The 16,859-nt window shown below is 32.4% G+C and carries 14 protein-coding genes; 9 read left to right on the top strand and 5 right to left on the bottom strand.

The window, feature by feature from the left end; all coding sequences use genetic code 11:
- Positions 1-670, top strand: a 670-nt coding sequence (locus ACZYT4_RS11100; protein WP_463785702.1) for a transposase, incomplete at its 5' end; no start/stop codon positions are given.
- 90 nt (positions 671-760) lie between these two features.
- On the opposite strand, the gene ACZYT4_RS11095 is transcribed toward ACZYT4_RS11100, so the two are convergent.
- A complete protein-coding gene (locus tag ACZYT4_RS11095; protein WP_463785700.1) occupies positions 761-1,441 on the bottom strand; it encodes a response regulator transcription factor in 681 nt (226 codons plus the stop codon).
- A 182-nt stretch (positions 1,442-1,623) separates the two neighbouring features.
- On the opposite strand from ACZYT4_RS11095, the gene ACZYT4_RS11090 reads away from it, so the two are divergent.
- Positions 1,624-3,702, top strand: a complete 2,079-nt coding sequence (locus tag ACZYT4_RS11090; protein ID WP_463785698.1) for a glutamine synthetase III family protein — start codon at positions 1,624-1,626, stop codon at positions 3,700-3,702.
- A 121-nt stretch (positions 3,703-3,823) separates the two neighbouring features.
- A complete protein-coding gene (locus ACZYT4_RS11085; protein WP_463785696.1) occupies positions 3,824-4,288 on the top strand; it encodes a GNAT family N-acetyltransferase in 465 nt (154 codons plus the stop codon).
- 18 nt (positions 4,289-4,306) lie between these two features.
- On the opposite strand, the gene ACZYT4_RS11080 is transcribed toward ACZYT4_RS11085, so the two are convergent.
- The gene (locus ACZYT4_RS11080) at positions 4,307-4,720 is read right to left on the bottom strand and encodes a VanZ family protein (RefSeq protein WP_463785694.1); all 414 of its coding nucleotides are present in this window, start codon (positions 4,718-4,720) and stop codon (positions 4,307-4,309) included.
- 143 nt (positions 4,721-4,863) lie between these two features.
- Between ACZYT4_RS11080 and ACZYT4_RS11075 the strand changes: the two genes are divergently transcribed.
- Positions 4,864-6,582: a class I mannose-6-phosphate isomerase gene (locus tag ACZYT4_RS11075; RefSeq protein WP_463785692.1), complete on the top strand. Its 1,719-nt coding sequence runs from the start codon at positions 4,864-4,866 to the stop codon at positions 6,580-6,582.
- A 60-nt stretch (positions 6,583-6,642) separates the two neighbouring features.
- Here ACZYT4_RS11075 and ACZYT4_RS11070 read toward each other — a convergent pair whose 3' ends face one another.
- Complete coding sequence (locus ACZYT4_RS11070) at positions 6,643-8,061, bottom strand: glycoside hydrolase family 1 protein (RefSeq protein WP_463785689.1); 1,419 nt, start codon at positions 8,059-8,061, stop codon at positions 6,643-6,645.
- Positions 8,062-8,219: 158 nt separating this feature from the next.
- Here ACZYT4_RS11070 and ACZYT4_RS11065 point away from each other — a divergent pair, with 158 nt between their 5' ends.
- On the top strand, positions 8,220-8,585 hold the full coding sequence (locus ACZYT4_RS11065) for a DUF2500 domain-containing protein (protein WP_463785687.1): 366 nt from the start codon (positions 8,220-8,222) through the stop codon (positions 8,583-8,585).
- Positions 8,586-8,613: 28 nt separating this feature from the next.
- Here the strand turns inward: ACZYT4_RS11065 and ACZYT4_RS11060 are convergent, their stop codons facing one another.
- Entirely contained in the window at positions 8,614-10,494 is a 1,881-nt protein-coding gene (locus ACZYT4_RS11060) for an ABC-F family ATP-binding cassette domain-containing protein (RefSeq protein ID WP_463785685.1), read from the bottom strand.
- A gap of 123 nt (positions 10,495-10,617) precedes the next feature.
- Between ACZYT4_RS11060 and ACZYT4_RS11055 the strand changes: the two genes are divergently transcribed.
- The 3 genes from ACZYT4_RS11055 to ACZYT4_RS11045 are packed head-to-tail and all read left to right on the top strand — an operon-like array spanning position 10,618 to position 14,224.
- Entirely contained in the window at positions 10,618-12,537 is a 1,920-nt protein-coding gene (locus ACZYT4_RS11055) for an aconitate hydratase (protein ID WP_463785683.1), read from the top strand.
- Entirely contained in the window at positions 12,537-13,529 is a 993-nt protein-coding gene (locus ACZYT4_RS11050; RefSeq protein ID WP_463785681.1) for an isocitrate/isopropylmalate dehydrogenase family protein, read from the top strand. Before ACZYT4_RS11055 ends, ACZYT4_RS11050 begins: the two co-directional genes overlap by 1 nt.
- Before the next feature lie 11 nt (positions 13,530-13,540).
- Positions 13,541-14,224 carry a GntR family transcriptional regulator gene (locus ACZYT4_RS11045; RefSeq protein WP_463785679.1) on the top strand — a complete coding sequence of 228 codons (684 nt, stop codon included), beginning with the start codon at positions 13,541-13,543 and terminating at the stop codon, positions 14,222-14,224.
- 455 nt (positions 14,225-14,679) lie between these two features.
- Here the strand turns inward: ACZYT4_RS11045 and ACZYT4_RS11040 are convergent, their stop codons facing one another.
- The gene (locus ACZYT4_RS11040) at positions 14,680-15,381 is read right to left on the bottom strand and encodes a GntR family transcriptional regulator (RefSeq protein WP_463785677.1); all 702 of its coding nucleotides are present in this window, start codon (positions 15,379-15,381) and stop codon (positions 14,680-14,682) included.
- Positions 15,382-15,533: 152 nt separating this feature from the next.
- Between ACZYT4_RS11040 and ACZYT4_RS11035 the strand changes: the two genes are divergently transcribed.
- Complete coding sequence (locus ACZYT4_RS11035; RefSeq protein ID WP_463785676.1) at positions 15,534-16,820, top strand: PTS sugar transporter subunit IIC; 1,287 nt, start codon at positions 15,534-15,536, stop codon at positions 16,818-16,820.
- The last annotated feature ends 39 nt before the right edge of the window (positions 16,821-16,859 follow it).

Below are 16,859 nucleotides of genomic sequence, written 5' to 3'. Positions count from 1 at the left end.
TGTTGTTTTTCATGATGCGTATAGAAAGCTATTGAATATCTATGGAGATTCAATACATAACATCAGTTTAGATGCAGGATTCATAACACCTGCAATATGTCGAGAAATCATAGAGGATGGAATCAGACCTTATCTGCCATATAAAAGACCTATGACAAAAAAAGGATTCTTCAAGAAATATGAATATGTCTATGATGAAAAGCTGGATATTTATATATGTCCAAATAATAAGGACTTGAAATATGCCACAACAAACAAATCAGGATATAGGGAATACAAATCAAATCCAAAGGATTGTGAAGGATGTCCATTTTTAGAGCAGTGTACACAGAGCAAGAATCACCAGAAGGTCATCACAAGACACGTATGGGAAGGATATAGAGAGTTAGCGGATGAAATCAGATATACACCAGAATGGAAGAACATATACCCGTTAAGAAAAGAAACAATAGAAAGAGTCTATGCAGACTGTAAAGAAAAGCATGGATTAAGGTTTACGAGAATAAGAGGACTAAAGAAAAATCAACAGGAATCGTTGATTATTTTTGGCTGCCATAATTTAGGCAAATTAGCGAGAATGAAGAAAAGGAGAGGACTCATAAATACGACCTCACCGAATAAAAAAGAAAGAAATATAAGGAAAATAGTACAAATTTATCAATTTACATAAAAAATGAAAAGAAGTGGTAGATTTAATAAAAATTCTACCACTTTGTCAACAGTCTGAAGAGACGAATCATATTGATTCAGTCTCTTTAGTTTAAAAAGCCATTTTATAATTATCTTTACCAAAGCGTTTGATATATTCCTGTTCATTATTAGCCAGTCTTAATTTCATAATCACATTACTGATTAGTGCTGGAATAGAAGTGCCATCTTCATAAATGGATGAACCCCAAACTTGTTCAAAAAGATATGAAATACTAAAAGGTTGATAAGGATGAGCTATTAAAATGGATAAAAGCTTATATTCATTTTTTGTTAAAGTTAAAGCTTTGCCATTGCATGAACATGTTTTGGCTGTTGTATCCATGACAATGTCCTTGAAACGATAAATACGTCTTGGCTTTAAAATACCATTTTTATAAACAGATTGAATTTTAATATCTAAATCTTTTAATGAAAAGGGTTCTGTTAAATAATCATCAGCTCCTGCATTTAATAAAGATTCTAAATAATCAGGAGCAAGTGCATCACTTAAAACAATAACAATAGGTTGTCCTCTTAATTTGATTTGTACAAGAAAATCTCTAATTTGAATACGTGGAAAATTATCTTCTATAATGACACAATCATAAGTCTGATTATCAAAATAATCTACTAGATCCTTATAGCTTATCACTTGTTGACAGATATAATCTTTTGATTCTAAATAATCTTTGATTTGATCATTAAACTTTTTCTGACTATGAATAATCAATGCTTTAAATTGTCCAAACATAAAAATTCACCTCTTCATTAGTATAAATATGAAATTCAAAAAATACAATAGAATATATCCAAAATATTTTATTTCATTATATGAAAATGTATACTATTTACCTCTTATAAGAATGAATTTATATAGACATGGCGCAAATAAATTGATACAATGATGGAAAAAGAAATGGGGGATGTATTGAAATGGATATGAATAAGTTGCTTGAAGACTATGGATGTTTAACATTTAGTGATGAAGTCATGAGAGAACGTATTCCAAAATCAACTTATAAAGCTTTTCATGAAGCTTTAGATAAAGGAGAACCATTAGCAAAAGAAACGGCGACTGTTATTGCAAATGCAATGAAAATATGGGCTGTTGAAAATGGAGCAACACATTTTACACATTGGTTTACACCAATGACTGGATTAACTGCAGAAAAGCATGATGCCTTTTTAGAACCTGATGGAAATAAAGCTGTGTTAGAGTTTAGTGGAAAAACATTAAGAAAAGGAGAGCCTGATGCTTCTTCTTTCCCTTCAGGAGGATTACGTGCAACATTTGAAGCACGTGGTTATACTGCGTGGGATTGTACGTCACCAGCATTTGTGAAAGATGGTAGCTTGTATATTCCAACACTGTTTTGTTCATATACAGGTGAAGCCTTAGATAAAAAGACACCATTATTAAAATCTGTGGATGCCTTAACAAAAGCTTCTTGTCGTTTATTACCAATGCTTGGTATGGAAGGTGTGACACATGTTGATGCTTCTGTAGGAAGTGAACAGGAATATTTTTTGGTTGCTGATGAATATTATCAAAAGCGTATGGATTTAAAATTAACAGGAAGAACACTTTTTGGTGCAATGGCTCCAAAAGGTCAGGAATTGGAAGATCATTACTTTGGAAGTTTAAAACGTAAAGTGGCAGCTTTTATGAAAGAACTTGATCACGAATTATGGAAATATGGAATTCCTTCTAAAACAAAGCATAATGAAGTGGCACCAGCTCAACATGAAGTGGCTTGTGTCTACCGTAATGTCAATATTACAACAGACAATAATCATCTATTAATGTTATTGATGCAGGATATTGCGAAAAAACATGGTTTAAGATGTTTATTGCATGAAAAACCATTTGATGGTGTGAATGGTTCAGGAAAACATAATAACTGGTCAGTTGTAACAAATACAGGTGTAAACTTATTTAATCCAGGGAAAAATCCTAGCGAAAATTTACCATTCTTAGCTGCTCTTGCATGTACTGTAAAGGCAGTGGATGAATATGCAGATTTATTGCGTATGTCCACAGCAACAGCAGGTAATGATCATCGTTTAGGAGCGAATGAGGCACCTCCAGCTATTATTTCAATATTCCTTGGTGAAGATTTAGATAAAATTATTCACGCTATTATTGAAGGTAAAGAGCTGGAAGACGTAGAAAATGGAAGATTCCAGACCGGTGTTTCTGTTGTACCTGATTTCTCTAAAGATAATACAGATCGTAATCGTACATCACCTTTTGCTTTTACTGGAAATAAATTTGAATTTAGAGCTGTTGGATCATCTCAATCTATTGCTGGACCAAATACGATTTTAAATTCTATTTTGGCTACAGAAATGGAAGAAATGGCAGATGAAATTGAAAAAGGAAAAGAACCAATGGAAGTCATTAAAGAATTCTTATCAGAACATCAAAGAATTATCTTTAATGGTGATGGTTATTCTGCAAAGTGGGAAGAAGAAGCAAAAAGACGTGGACTTCCAAATCGTAAAAACACTGTGGAAGCTATGGAATGTCTAAAAGATGAAAAAATCATTCAAATGTTTAAGCGTTTAGGTGTTTATAGTGAGATTGAACTTGAATCACGTTATGAAATTCTTCTTGAAAACTATAATAAGACAATTCAGGTTGAAGCTTTAACTGCTTTAAAAATGGCTCGTAATGAAATATATCCAGCTGCATTATCTTATTTAAATCAGTTATCTCAAACAGCATTGCGTACAAAAGAATTAGCTATTCATAATGATTATTTGATTGATGATATTCAATTATTATCTGATATGTTATCACAAATGAAAAATCAGATGACTATTTTAGAAAGTCATGTTGAAAGAGCTCAAAAGAAAACAGGAGATATTTTAGAAATTGCTAAAATATGGCGTGATGATGTTTTAACAACAATGAATGAATTACGTCGTGTTGTTGATGAAATTGAAAATCATGTTGATGAAAAATATTGGCCAATGCCAACATATATGGATTTATTGTTTGGAATATAAGAAAAAATGAGTGTTATCATTGATAGCACTCATTTTGATTTTCTTTGATAAAGAAGATAACTTTCTTTCTTATTTTTTATGACTATGCTATAATAAATATAGTTGCGAAGGGGTGGTATTGATGAAGACAAGATTATATAAGCCAAGTGATTTAGATACAATTTTACAGATGTTTTATGATAATATTCATACAGTCTGTGTTAATGACTATACACTGGAACAGCTTGATGCATGGGCACCAAAAAATCCCGATGTTTATCGTTGGCAGGCATCGCTAAATCGTAATCATACATTGGTTGTAGAGAATGATAAGTTACAGCTTATTGGTTTTGCGGATGTTGGGGAAACAGGCTATTTAGATCGACTTTATGTGCATCCTGATTATTTACATCAGGGCGTTGGGTCTTTATTGGTTCAACAGCTTGAAAAATATGCTAGAGCAAAAGGCATTGTTTTTATGAATACAGCTGCTTCCATAACGTCAAAGCCTTTCTTTGAAAAACATGGTTATCATGTTTTAGAAGAACAGACAGTAGAAAGACGTGGAGTTAGATTAAGAAGATATTTAATGGAAAAGAAATTATGATAGAAAAAAGACATCATTTTACTGATGTCTTATTTTTGTATATGCATAAAAAAGAATATTAGCGATAATACCACCACATGTATCAATCATTACATCCATCCATTGTCCTGCTCTACCACCAATAAACAATTGATGCATTTCATCAGTGCAGGCATATAAAAATGTACATAATAAAGAATAAATCATGATTTGTTTTAATGAACATTGGTTTGCTGAAAAACCATAAATAAATGTAAAAGTTAAAACAGCATATTCACTCATATGGGCAGCTTTTCTGACTATAAATTCTGTAATGGGAATATGTAAATAGGTTTGAATCCAAAGAGTTATTTGAGAACTGAGTCCAGATGATTCTTCGCCTGTTTGTTGAGAAAACGAGAAAATAATAATCATAAGGATAATAGATGGAATAAAATATTTTAATCTTTTCATATCAACACCTCTAGGGTATTATAAAGGAACTTTTTCAATTCGACAAGATGATCTTAAATATGCATTCAATAAAGATTTATCGTATCATCTAAGAATAGATAATGATATAATAGAATGAGATAAATGAATAGGTGATGATTTTTATGAATTATGATAAGTTTCCAGAAACAAAAATTAAAGGTTATGATCAAGAGGCATTCGATGATTTATCATCTATGAAGCAAGAGTTGCTAGAAAAAATACACGATGTGAAATGTCTAGTTGTGGACTGTTATCCTGGTGTAGATGATGAAGTCTTGGATTTTATTCAAGATGTTTATGAACCTGAGATTGTGATAAGAAGTGAAGATATCTTTTATGATAAAGATAAACTTAATGAAATGATGAAACCTCATCTTACGGAAGATAGAGTCCGTGGTGTTATGTTCTATGGCGTTTTAGAAGATTTTGTTGATCATAAAAAGTTAGCGGAAATGAAAAAGGTTCTTCATGAACAAAAACGCATTTTGATTTATGGTGTTGGTGCAGGACTTATTAGTCAAGGAGATTTATACATTTATTGTGATTTAGCAAGATGGGAAATTCAATGCCGATATCGTCAAGGTATGCCTAATTTCAAAGCTGATAATGGTGATGAAGATTCTTTAAAGAAAATTAAAAGAGGTTTCTTTATAGAGTGGCGAGTTGCAGATAAACATAAAATGAAGATGTTTGAAAAGGTTGATTATTTTATTGACAGTAATCACAAAGGGCATCTTAAAATGGTCACTGGAGAAGCTTTAAGGAATGGATTAAAACAAATTGCAAAGCGTCCATTTAGACTTGTTCCTTACTTTGATCCAGGAGTATGGGGTGGACAATGGATGAAAGAACATTGTGGTTTAGATCCTCAAGAAAAGAATTATGCATGGAGCTTTGATGGTGTTCCTGAAGAGAACAGTTTATATTTAAGATTTGGAAAAACAAGAATTGAGATTCCAGCTATGGATCTGGTTTTATATCAACCAATAGAACTACTTGGTATGAAGAACTATTGTCGTTTTGGTGCAGAATTTCCAATTCGTTTTGATTTCCTTGATACGATTGATGGACAAAATCTAAGTTTACAAGTTCATCCTTTAACAGAATATATTAAATCACATTTTGGTATGACATACACCCAAGATGAAAGTTATTACATCTTAGATGCTCAAGAACATGGAGGCGTTTATTTAGGACTAAAAGAAAATATTGATGCCAAACAAATGATTGATGATTTAAAAGTAGCTCAGAGTGGTCAACAGTCCTTTGATGCAGATAAGTATGTCAATTTCTTTCCAGCTAAAAAACATGATCACTTTTTGATTCCTGCAGGAACAATCCATTGTTCATCATCAGGGTGTATGGTTCTAGAAATCAGTGCGACACCATATATCTTTACATTTAAACTATGGGACTGGGATCGTCTTGGTTTAGATGGATTGCCTAGACCCATTCATATTGAAGATGGTGAAAAGAATATTCAATGGAACCGTACAACAAAATGGGTAGAGGATAATCTTGTTAATCATGTTGAAATGATGCATCAAGATGATGAGTATTGTGAAGAAAAGACAGGATTACATGAACTGGAATTCATTGAGACAAGACGTTTTACAACGTCATGCCTCACACGACATTCTTCAAAAAATGGCGTTCATATGTTGAACTTGGTTGAAGGATCAAGTGCTGTGATTGAAAGTCCAACAGATGCATTTGAACCATTTATTGTGCATTATGCGGAAACATTTATTATTCCAAGTGCTGTTGGAGACTATACAATTAGACCATATGATGGTGAAGAAACAATTAAATTTATTAAGGCTTATATTAGAAACGGATAAACAGTAGCTTTGAAAGTTACTGTTTTTTGTAAAAGAAAAGAACTTGTCATATGACAAGCTCTAATCACTTAAATCTTCACCATTAGAAGCGATGACTTTCTTATACCAGTAGAAAGAATCTTTTCTATATCTATCTAAAGTTTTTAAATCGAATTCATCTCTGTCTACATAGATAAATCCATAACGTTTTACCATACCTTCATGAGTAGAAATTAAGTCAACTGCAGACCATGGGCAGTATCCTAACATTTCACATCCGTCACTGATTGCTAAACGAACTTGTGAAATATGATCTTGATAATATTTGATACGATATTGATCGTGAACTTTTCCATCTTCTGTTAATGTATCATAAGCTCCTAAACCATTTTCAGTGACTAATAATGGCAAACGATATCTAGAATACATTTCACGGATTGTCGCTCTGAAACCTTGTGGATCAATTTCCCAACCAAATTCAGTTGTTGGTAAGTGAGGATTTCTAAATCCTTTATACATTCCAGAAATACCTTTAGAAGTTTGTTGATCACTAGCACCTGATAAATCTTCAGTTCCATCAGACCATTCACAAGTTGCTGTATTGTAATAGTTGAAACCAATGAAATCTGGATGTCCGTTTTTCAATGCTTCTGCGTCTCCTTCTGCAAATTCAGGAGTGGCATCATTTTCTTCTAACCAAGCCCATACAATGTTGTTATAAACACCATAAACTGCCATATCTAAATATAACCAGTTTCTAATAGCGTTGAAATTTTGTGCAGCAAGAACATCTTCTGGTTTACAGCTTGCAGGGTAAACAAGTGAAATGTTTGGAGCAGGACCAATTTTAGCTCCTGGTAACATTTCATGACATAATGCCATAGCTTTTGCCTGAGCGACTAACATATGGTGGTTTTGTTGATAGATTTCTTTTAATTCGTTTGTGCATCCTTCTGGTAGATGAAGTGTTCCAATAACAGGTCCGCTTAAAGTTAAGACATTCTGTTCGTTGATTGTTAACCAGTATTTGACTCTGTCACCAAAGTTTTCAAACATCACTTTCGCAAAATTGACAAACCAATCAACAGATTCTCTATTCCCCCAGCTACCTCTTTCATCTAAAGCAGCAGGCATATCAAAGTGGAACATTGTCACTAATGGTTCGATCCCATATTTTAAACATTCATTAATGACATTATTATAATATTCAATTCCTTTAGGATTGATGTCTCCTGTTCCTTGAGGTAAGATTCTTGTCCATGCGATAGAAAAACGATAAGTTTTAAATCCCATTTCTGCCATTAAAGCAATATCTTCTTTATAACGATGATATTGGTCAGCACAAACAGTTAAATCAGAAGTTCCTTCTGGTACTTTTTTAACGTCCTGACATGATGGACCCTTTCCATCTTCTAAGTTTGCTCCTTCTACCTGATATGCAGAAGTACTTGCCCCCCAAAGAAAATCTTTAGGAAATGGTTTTAATGTTTTGTGTATCATAAATTTCCTCCTCTTTGTATTTACAACACTATTATAACGGAAACATAACAAAAACAAAAATTTTTCCAAAAGATGAAAAAAACTTTTTTCATCATGTTCTTTTGTCCATCAATAATACACTTGATGAAGTTATAATAGAAATAGGAGGAGGTTTTGATATGTTTGATTTTGGTGGATTTGAAACTATGTTTACAATTGTTTTTATTTTAGTGATAGGTGTGTTTGTTGTGACTTTTGTAAAAGGTATTGGACAATGGCATCGCAATAATCAATCACCACGATTGAATGTGGAAGCTCGTGTTGTTTCTAAGCGTATGGATACGAGGGTCCATCATGATATGGTCAATGATCATATGCATAACTATACCCATACATCAACATATTATTATGTCACTTTTGAAGTGAAGAGTCATGATCGTTTGGAATTTGCGGTTAATGGACGAGAATATGGAATGTTGGCAGAAGGTGACATAGGAGAATTGACTTTTCAGGGGACACGTTATATTGAATTTGTGAGAAAATAAAAAGAGATGAACTTGAAGGATCAGATATCTACTTCAAGTCCATCTCTTCATTTTGGATATTTTCCCATTTTTCTAAAAGTTCTTCCAGTTGTTGATTGCTTTCATCTATCTTTTTGACAACTTCATTGTATTTTTTATAGTCATTTAATATATCTTCATCCTGAAGTTGAGCATTCAATTCTTTGATTTGATTTTCTAAAAGAGAAATATCTTTTTCAATCTTTTTGATTTGATTTTGATGTTTACGTTGCATAGATTGAACTTTCTTGCTTTCTAAATAAGATAGATTTTTTTCTTTTGTTTCTTTAACAACAGTTGTCTTTTTATCTAGATATTGTGAATAGTTACCCGTATAGGTATGACTGCCATGTGGTGTCATTTCCACAACTTTTGTTGCCAGTTTATTGATAAAATAACGGTCATGGCTGATAAACAGAATCGTTCCTTCAAATGACATCAATGCATCTTCCAAAACTTCTTTGGATTCAATGTCTAAATGGTTCGTTGGTTCATCTAAAATCAGGAAGTTACAACGTGATAGAAGCAGCTTCATTAAGACAACGCGTCCACGTTCACCACCTGATAAGACATCGATTGTTTTAAAGACATCATCACCTTTAAATTGAAAAGATGCACAGGCATTTCTAATTTCTGTATTATTCATTTGTGGATATGTATCACTGATTTCTTGAAAAATCGTTTTATTGAAAGATAAAGACGTGTGTTCCTGATCGTAATAGCCAATCATCACTTTGCTGCCAAGTTTGATTTTACCTGCAGTCGGCAGATAGTCGTTTAAAATAATATGGAATAAAGTTGTTTTTCCAATACCATTAGGACCAATTAAAGCGACACGTTCTTGTTTTTTGACTTCAAAATTGATATGTTCAAATAAGGGTTTATCAAATGCCATTGCTAAATCTTTAACCTTTAAGACATCATAACCAGATTCGACAAGTGGTTGAAATTGAATGCGGATGGCCTGTGGCAGAGCATCTGGTTTTTCGACTTTTTCCATCTTGGCCAAAGCTTTTTCTTTGCTTTCAGCACGCTTGACTTGCTTTTCACGATTGAAAGATTTTAATAAGTCAATGCTTTCCTGCATTCGTTTGATTTCTTTTTGATTATCCATATAATGTTTGAGTTCAACTTCTCGATTATGTTTTTTGATAATTGCATATTCTTGATAAGAACATTTATAGGTTGTTGATTTTCCATGTTCGATTTCTACAATCTGATTGGAAATCTGATCAATGAAATAACGGTCATGGGATACCATGATAATGGCATGAGGATAATTTTTTAGATAATTTTCCAGCCATTCAATAGATTCTACATCAAGATGATTGGTAGGTTCATCTAATAATAAAAGATCAGGTTTTAATAAAAGCAATCTTCCTAAAGCTACACGTGTTTTTTGACCACCTGAAAGAATAGAAATAGGCATATCCCATGAAGATTCTTCAAATCCTAATCCTTTCAATACACCCTTGATCTGACTTTGGTAGCTGTAACCATCTTCTCTTTCGAATTCGTAGGTCAGTTGTTCGTATTCATTCATGATGGTATCTAAATTTTGGTTTTCAGCCATCAAATGTTCTAATTCACGAAGTCTTTTTTCTTTTTCTATCAATGGAGAAAAAACATCTTCTAACGCCTGATAGATAGAAAATTCTGGATTTAATGTATTATGCTGTGATAAATAACCGATACGTGTCGTTTTAGGCATGAAGATTTCTCCACTATCATAACTTTCTTCACCACAAATGATTCTCAGTAATGTTGTCTTACCAGCACCATTGACACCAATAATAGCTAATTTATCATGATTTTCAATTTTAAATGTAATATCTTTTAATATGTCAGTTCCTTGAAATGACTTTTTTAATGCGGAACAAGCTAATATCATTTTCATCACCTTGTCCATTGTAACATACAAATATCAAAAGATAAACTCTATTCCAAAGTTATAGTTGATTGTCTAAACATAATCTTGTATAATTGTATACAATAGTGAAAGGAGTTATACAAGATGAATTTAGCATATAAAGTTTTACAGGCGCATTTAAAAGAAGGAGAGTTAATTCCTGGGACACCAATTTGCATTGGAATAGACCAAACATTAACACAGGATTCAACAGGAACAATGGCTTATTTACAGTTAGAAGCCATGGATATAGGAAAAGTTGCAGTAGAAAAGGCTGTTGCTTATATTGATCATAACATGTTGCAGACAGGATTTGAAAATATGGATGATCATGAATTTATTCGTAGTGTTGCTAAAAAACATGGTATTACTTTTTCAAAACCAGGGAATGGTGTTTGCCATCAATTACAGTTAGAAAACTTTTCAAAACCTGGGAAAACATTGGTAGGAAGTGATTCACATACACCAACTTGTGGCGCAATGGGAATGATTGCGATTGGTGCTGGAGGATTGGATGTTGCAGTGGCTATGGCAACTGGAAAATATTATTTACAATGTCCAAGTGTCATTCAAGTGAATTTAACAGGGAAAAAAGCACCTTGGGTGAGTGCCAAAGACATTATTTTAAAGATTTTACAGACTTTAACTGTTAAAGGCGGAGTCAATAAGATTGTCGAATATACTGGTGATGGGATTGCTTCTTTGTCTTTAACAGATCGTGCAACAATTTGTAACATGGGGGCAGAATTAGGTGCCACAACATCTATTTTCCCAACAGATGAAAGAACTTTGGAATATTTAAAACAACAGGGACGTGAAGCTGATTATATTGAAATGAAAGCTGATGCAGATGCAAAGTATGATGAAAGATTGGATATTGATTTGTCTACTTTAGAACCATTGGTTGCCAAACCTCATAGTCCAGATGCAGTTGTCGCTGTTAAAGAGCTGGAAGGTATGCACATTAATCAGGTTGTGATTGGTTCATGTACGAATTCATCATTTGCTGATATGATGCGTGCTGCAAAAATCTTAAAAGGAAGAAAAGTGGCCGATCATGTGTCTTTGGTTATTGCGCCAGGATCTTCAAGTATTTTAGCGATGTTATCACAAAATGGAGCTTTAGCTGATATGATTCATGCTGGAGCGAGAATTCTTGAATGTGGCTGTGGACCATGTATTGGTATGGGGCAAGCACCACTTTCAAAAGGTATTTCTTTAAGAACAATCAATCGTAACTTTAAAGGACGTTCTGGAACAAATGATGCAGGTGTTTATCTTGTGTCTCCAGAAATTGCGGCCTTGTCAGCAATTCAAGGATATTTATCTTGTCAATTTGAAGATGATATGTATTTAGATGAAGTACCTTCTACACCATTTATTAAAAATGAAAATTTCTTTATTCATGAATATGATCCAAATACACAGGTTTATATGGGACCGAATATTAAACCAGTGCCTCGAGGAGAAAAATTATCAGATAATATTCAGGGGAAAGTTGTTTTAAAAGTGGGAGATAATATTTCTACAGATCATATTGTCCCTTCTGATTCAAAATTATTACCTTTCCGTTCTAATGTTCCACATCTTGCGAAATTTGCTTTTTCCAAAGTTGATGATCAATTCTACACAAGAGCAAAAGAAAATCATGGTGGTTTCATTGTTGGTGGAGATAACTATGGTCAAGGCTCATCACGTGAACATGCGGCTTTAGTACCAAATTATTTAAAGATTAAAGCTATTTTTGCTTTATCATTTGCTAGAATTCATCGTTCTAATTTGATTAATAATGGTATTTTACCAATTGTGATTGATCAAAAAGGTTATGATTTCTTTAATGAAGAAGATGAATATGTTTTATTGAATGTCAAAGAATCTGTTGAAAAAGATGAACCTATCATTGTTCAAAATGTAAGAACAAAAGACACTTTATCAACAGAATTAAAGCTTGCACCAAGAGAAAAAGTAATGATTTTGCATGGTGGATTATTAAATGCTATTAAAGATTTAGGAGGGGATTTTTAATGAAAGCTGTATTGATTCCTGGTGATGGAATTGGACCAGAAATTGCACAAAGTGTTGAAAGTATCACAAAAGCAATGAATTTAGATATTGAATGGGAGAAATATCGTGCTGGAGCTGAATATGCTAAAGAAACAGGTGAAGTCTTTGAACCAGGTCTAGTAGAAGCAATTGAAAAGTATCAATGGGCTTTAAAAGGCCCTACAGCAACACCGATTGGAACTGGCTTTAGAAGTGTCAATGTAGCATTAAGACAGAAATTTGAAACTTATGCCAATGTCAGACCTATTCGTTCTTTTCAAGGAATTGATTCAAAGTATGAAAATATTGATCTGGTTATTATTCGTGAAAATACTGAAGATTTATATAAAGGTATTGAATATATGCTCAATAAAGATATCGCTAATGGTGTCAAATTGATTACCCGAGAAGCCAGTGAAAGAATCTGTCGTTATGCTTTTGAATATGCGAAAATCAATAATCGTCATAAAGTGACAGCAGTGCATAAAGCTAATATTATGAAATATACAGATGGTCTCTTCTTGGAAGCTTTTAGAGATGTTGCTAAATGTTATCCAGAGATTGAAGCACAGGAAGTTATTGTTGATAATATGTGTATGCAGCTTGTCTTAAGACCTGAAACATTTGATGTTTTGGTGGCACCTAATCTATATGGTGATATTGTTTCAGATTTATGTGCTGGATTAGTTGGAGGATTAGGATTTGCGCCAAGTGGAAATATTGGAGATCAATATCGTATTTATGAAGCTGTTCATGGTAGTGCGCCAGATATCGCAGGTCAAAATATTGCTAATCCGAGTGCTTTATTACTCGCTTTTGCACTGATGCTGGAAGATATGGGAAAACAACAATCAGCTCAAACTTTAAGAGAAGCTTTATCAAAGGTTGTTGCAAAACAGGAAATTGTAACTCCTGATATTGGTGGACATGCAACCACAACAGAATTTGTTCAAGCGATTATTGATGAATTGTAGGAGGGGAAAATATGCCGTCACATAGTTTATTTGAACATGTTTCACACGGCTCTTTAGGAAATAAAATTTTTGATATTTTAAGAGATCGTATTTTAAATGAAGAATATGAACATGGCCAAAAGCTAAATGAATTAGCTTTAGCCAATGAATTAAAAATCAGTCGTACACCTATTCGTGAAGCTTTAAAGCAATTAGAGTTAGAAGGACTTGTTGAAAGTATTCCTAATAAAGGTGTTTATGTGAAAGGTTTTTCACCACGTGATATTGATGATATGTTTGAAATCCGTTGTGCTTTAGAAGGTTTGGCAATTCAACTTGCTATAGATAGAATGGATGAAGAACATTTGGCTAAAATTAAAGATGTTTTTGAACTGATGGAATTTTATACTGCAAAAAAAGATCAGGAAAAGATTAATGATTTGAATATCTTGTATCATGAAACGATTTATCAGGCAACGCAGTCTCAATATTTTGAACAATTATTAAAAGATGTTCATTATTATGTTTCAGTCACAAGTCGTCATTCCATTACACAACCAGAACGTTTGGAAACTGCTATCCAGGAACATCGTGCTATTTTGGATTCAATTGTGACAGGAGATAAAGAATTAGCCAAGAAAACAATCCAAAAACATATTCGAAAAACGCAGACGCTTGTTCGTGCATATTATGCTAACAAGAAAAAAGAAAAATAATAAATAAAAAGGAATGTCATTCATCAATTGACATTCTTTTTTCATGGTAAAATAGGTTTTTCTTTATTGAGAATAAATTCAAGTGTATACAATGGATAATAGCATACATTTTGAGAATTTTTAACAATATTTTGTGATAAAAATACATAAAACGAAGACTTTTATTATAAAAAAATGCATAAAACATATAAAAATATATTAAAAAAATGCAAATTGCATAAAAATATGCATATTAAGATTTGACAATGCTGGAATACCTTTTGAAATGTTATTTTCACAAGATATAATGATAAATTTTATAAAGAGATACGTTACTATTTATCAGTTAAATAAAGCTAGCAATATAGTTGTCTAACAAGGCAGAGGATTTATACTTAAATATCAAAAAAACTGTACGAACCAATTTGTAAATTTTTCGTTACAGTTTTTCTGAAATAATAAGATCATTTTTCGCTTTAAACTTTTGATTTGATTTGATAGTTATGAATACGTGTATTATATCTTGCGTAAGAAATTTCAATAACATGATGACTTGTGTCGTAAGTAATACGTTTTCTTCCTAATACCGGTCCATTTTCTAGATTTAATGATTTTAAAATATCAAGTGGTGGAAATTCAACATAAAATTCATCATCAAATTGGCTTACAGACATATTGCTTTGATAAAGATATGTATATAATGAAAAATCATTAGGAGTAGATATTTGAGGTATATGAAGAGAACTAGGAAGATAGTGTGTAAAATGAATATAAGGTTGACCATCTAAATAGTAACATCTTGTGATTTTTAAGCATTTCCTTGAAAAATATGGAAATAGCTCATTTTGTGGATCTATATCCATATATTCAAATTGTGTGTGCTCTTTTGTAACTTGATATCCCTGTTGATTTAAGATGGAAGAAAATGATTGACCATTGGATAATTTATTAAAAATATTATTACTGATTACAGTTGTTCCTTTGCCACTTTTTTTTGAAACATAACCATCATTTTCTAATAATTCAATAGCTTTTCTTACTGTGATTTTACTAACATTGAATTGTTTTTCTAATTCTGTTTCTGTAGGTAAGAAAGTGCCTACTGGATAGATTCCATTAATAATAGCATCTTTTAAAACTTCCATTATAGAGTAATAGAGTGGTACTTTTTCTGGCATTAAATATCCCCCTTTCAGTTTTATGGCTACATTATAGCATATTTAAAAAACAAATATAATAAATTTTATTATAAAATATAACATTATAATCTTTACATTTAAACATTATAATGTTATAATGCATATGAAAGATGAAGAGGAGGAAGAAGAAAATGGAAAAGTTCATGAAACTTATTGAACAAAAATTAATGCCTGTAGCTTTGAAAGTTAGTGGACAGAGACATATGCAGGCGGTTAGACAAGGGGTAATGAGTACGTTACCATTAACTATCGTAGGATCTTTCTTTTGTATTTTTATGAATTTGCCTATTGATGGTTATTCAGATTTTATTGCACCTTATTTGAACATCATAGATGTTCCTTATCGTTTTACTGTTGGTATTTTATCATTGTATGCTGCTTATGGTATTGGAGCTTCGTTAGCAAGATACTATAAACTGGATACATTAAACGGTGGTTTACTAGCGACTATTGCTTTTTTGGTATCAACTGTTGTGCCAACTCAGGTTACAGCAGGAATGCCAGAAGTCATCGCTGATGGGAGATATTTAACTATTTCTGGTTTGAGTGCAAGTTCTTTATTTGGAGCTATTGTTACATCATTAATTGCAGTAGAAATTTATCGTTTTTGTAAAGTTAAAAATATTACAATTAAAATGCCTGATGGTGTACCACCTGAAGTATCTAATTCATTTGCTGCACTATTCCCAGCTGCTATTGTAATTGTTATTTTCTGGGTTATTCGTTACTTCTTGAATTTTGATATTAGTGCGACACTTAGTAACTTATTAATGCCTTTAAAAGATATTTTATCAGGAAATAGTTTGTTTGGTGGATTATTAACTGTATTCTTAATTACATTCTTCTGGGTTTTAGGTATTCATGGACCGGCAATTATGTCACCAGTAATCAGACCAATTTGGGATACAGCTATTGCCGAAAATATGGATTTATTTGTTGCTGGAACAGCAGCAAGTCAATTACCAAATATTTTTACTGAACAATTTTTACAGTGGTTTATTTGGATTGGTGGAGCAGGTACAACATTAGCTCTGGTATGTTTAATGTTATTCTCTAAATCACAATATTTAAAAAGTTTAGGACGTTTATCTATCATCCCTGGAATCTTTAATATTAATGAACCAGTCATTTTTGGAGCACCAATTGTGATGAATCCAATTTTGGCAATTCCGTTTATTGTTGCACCATTGGTATGTACAGTGATTTCATATTTATTTACAATTTCAGGATTAGTACCAATGATGATGGCAAAATTACCATTTACATTGCCTGCGCCAATCGCTGCAATTATGTCTACTGATTGGACGATAATGGCAGGAGTTCTTGTTGTTATCAATTTTATTGTTGCTTTAGCTATTTATTACCCATTCTTTAAAATGTTTGAAAGACAACAATTAGAAAAAGAACTAAGTAAATAAAAAAGAAAGGAAAAAAAGACACTTGTCTTTTAAGGTGAG

The organism is Massilimicrobiota sp. mt181 (genome assembly GCF_055420065.1).
The sequence above is the reverse complement of the archived record's forward strand: the minus strand, read 5'-3'. Positions and strand labels throughout refer to the sequence as shown.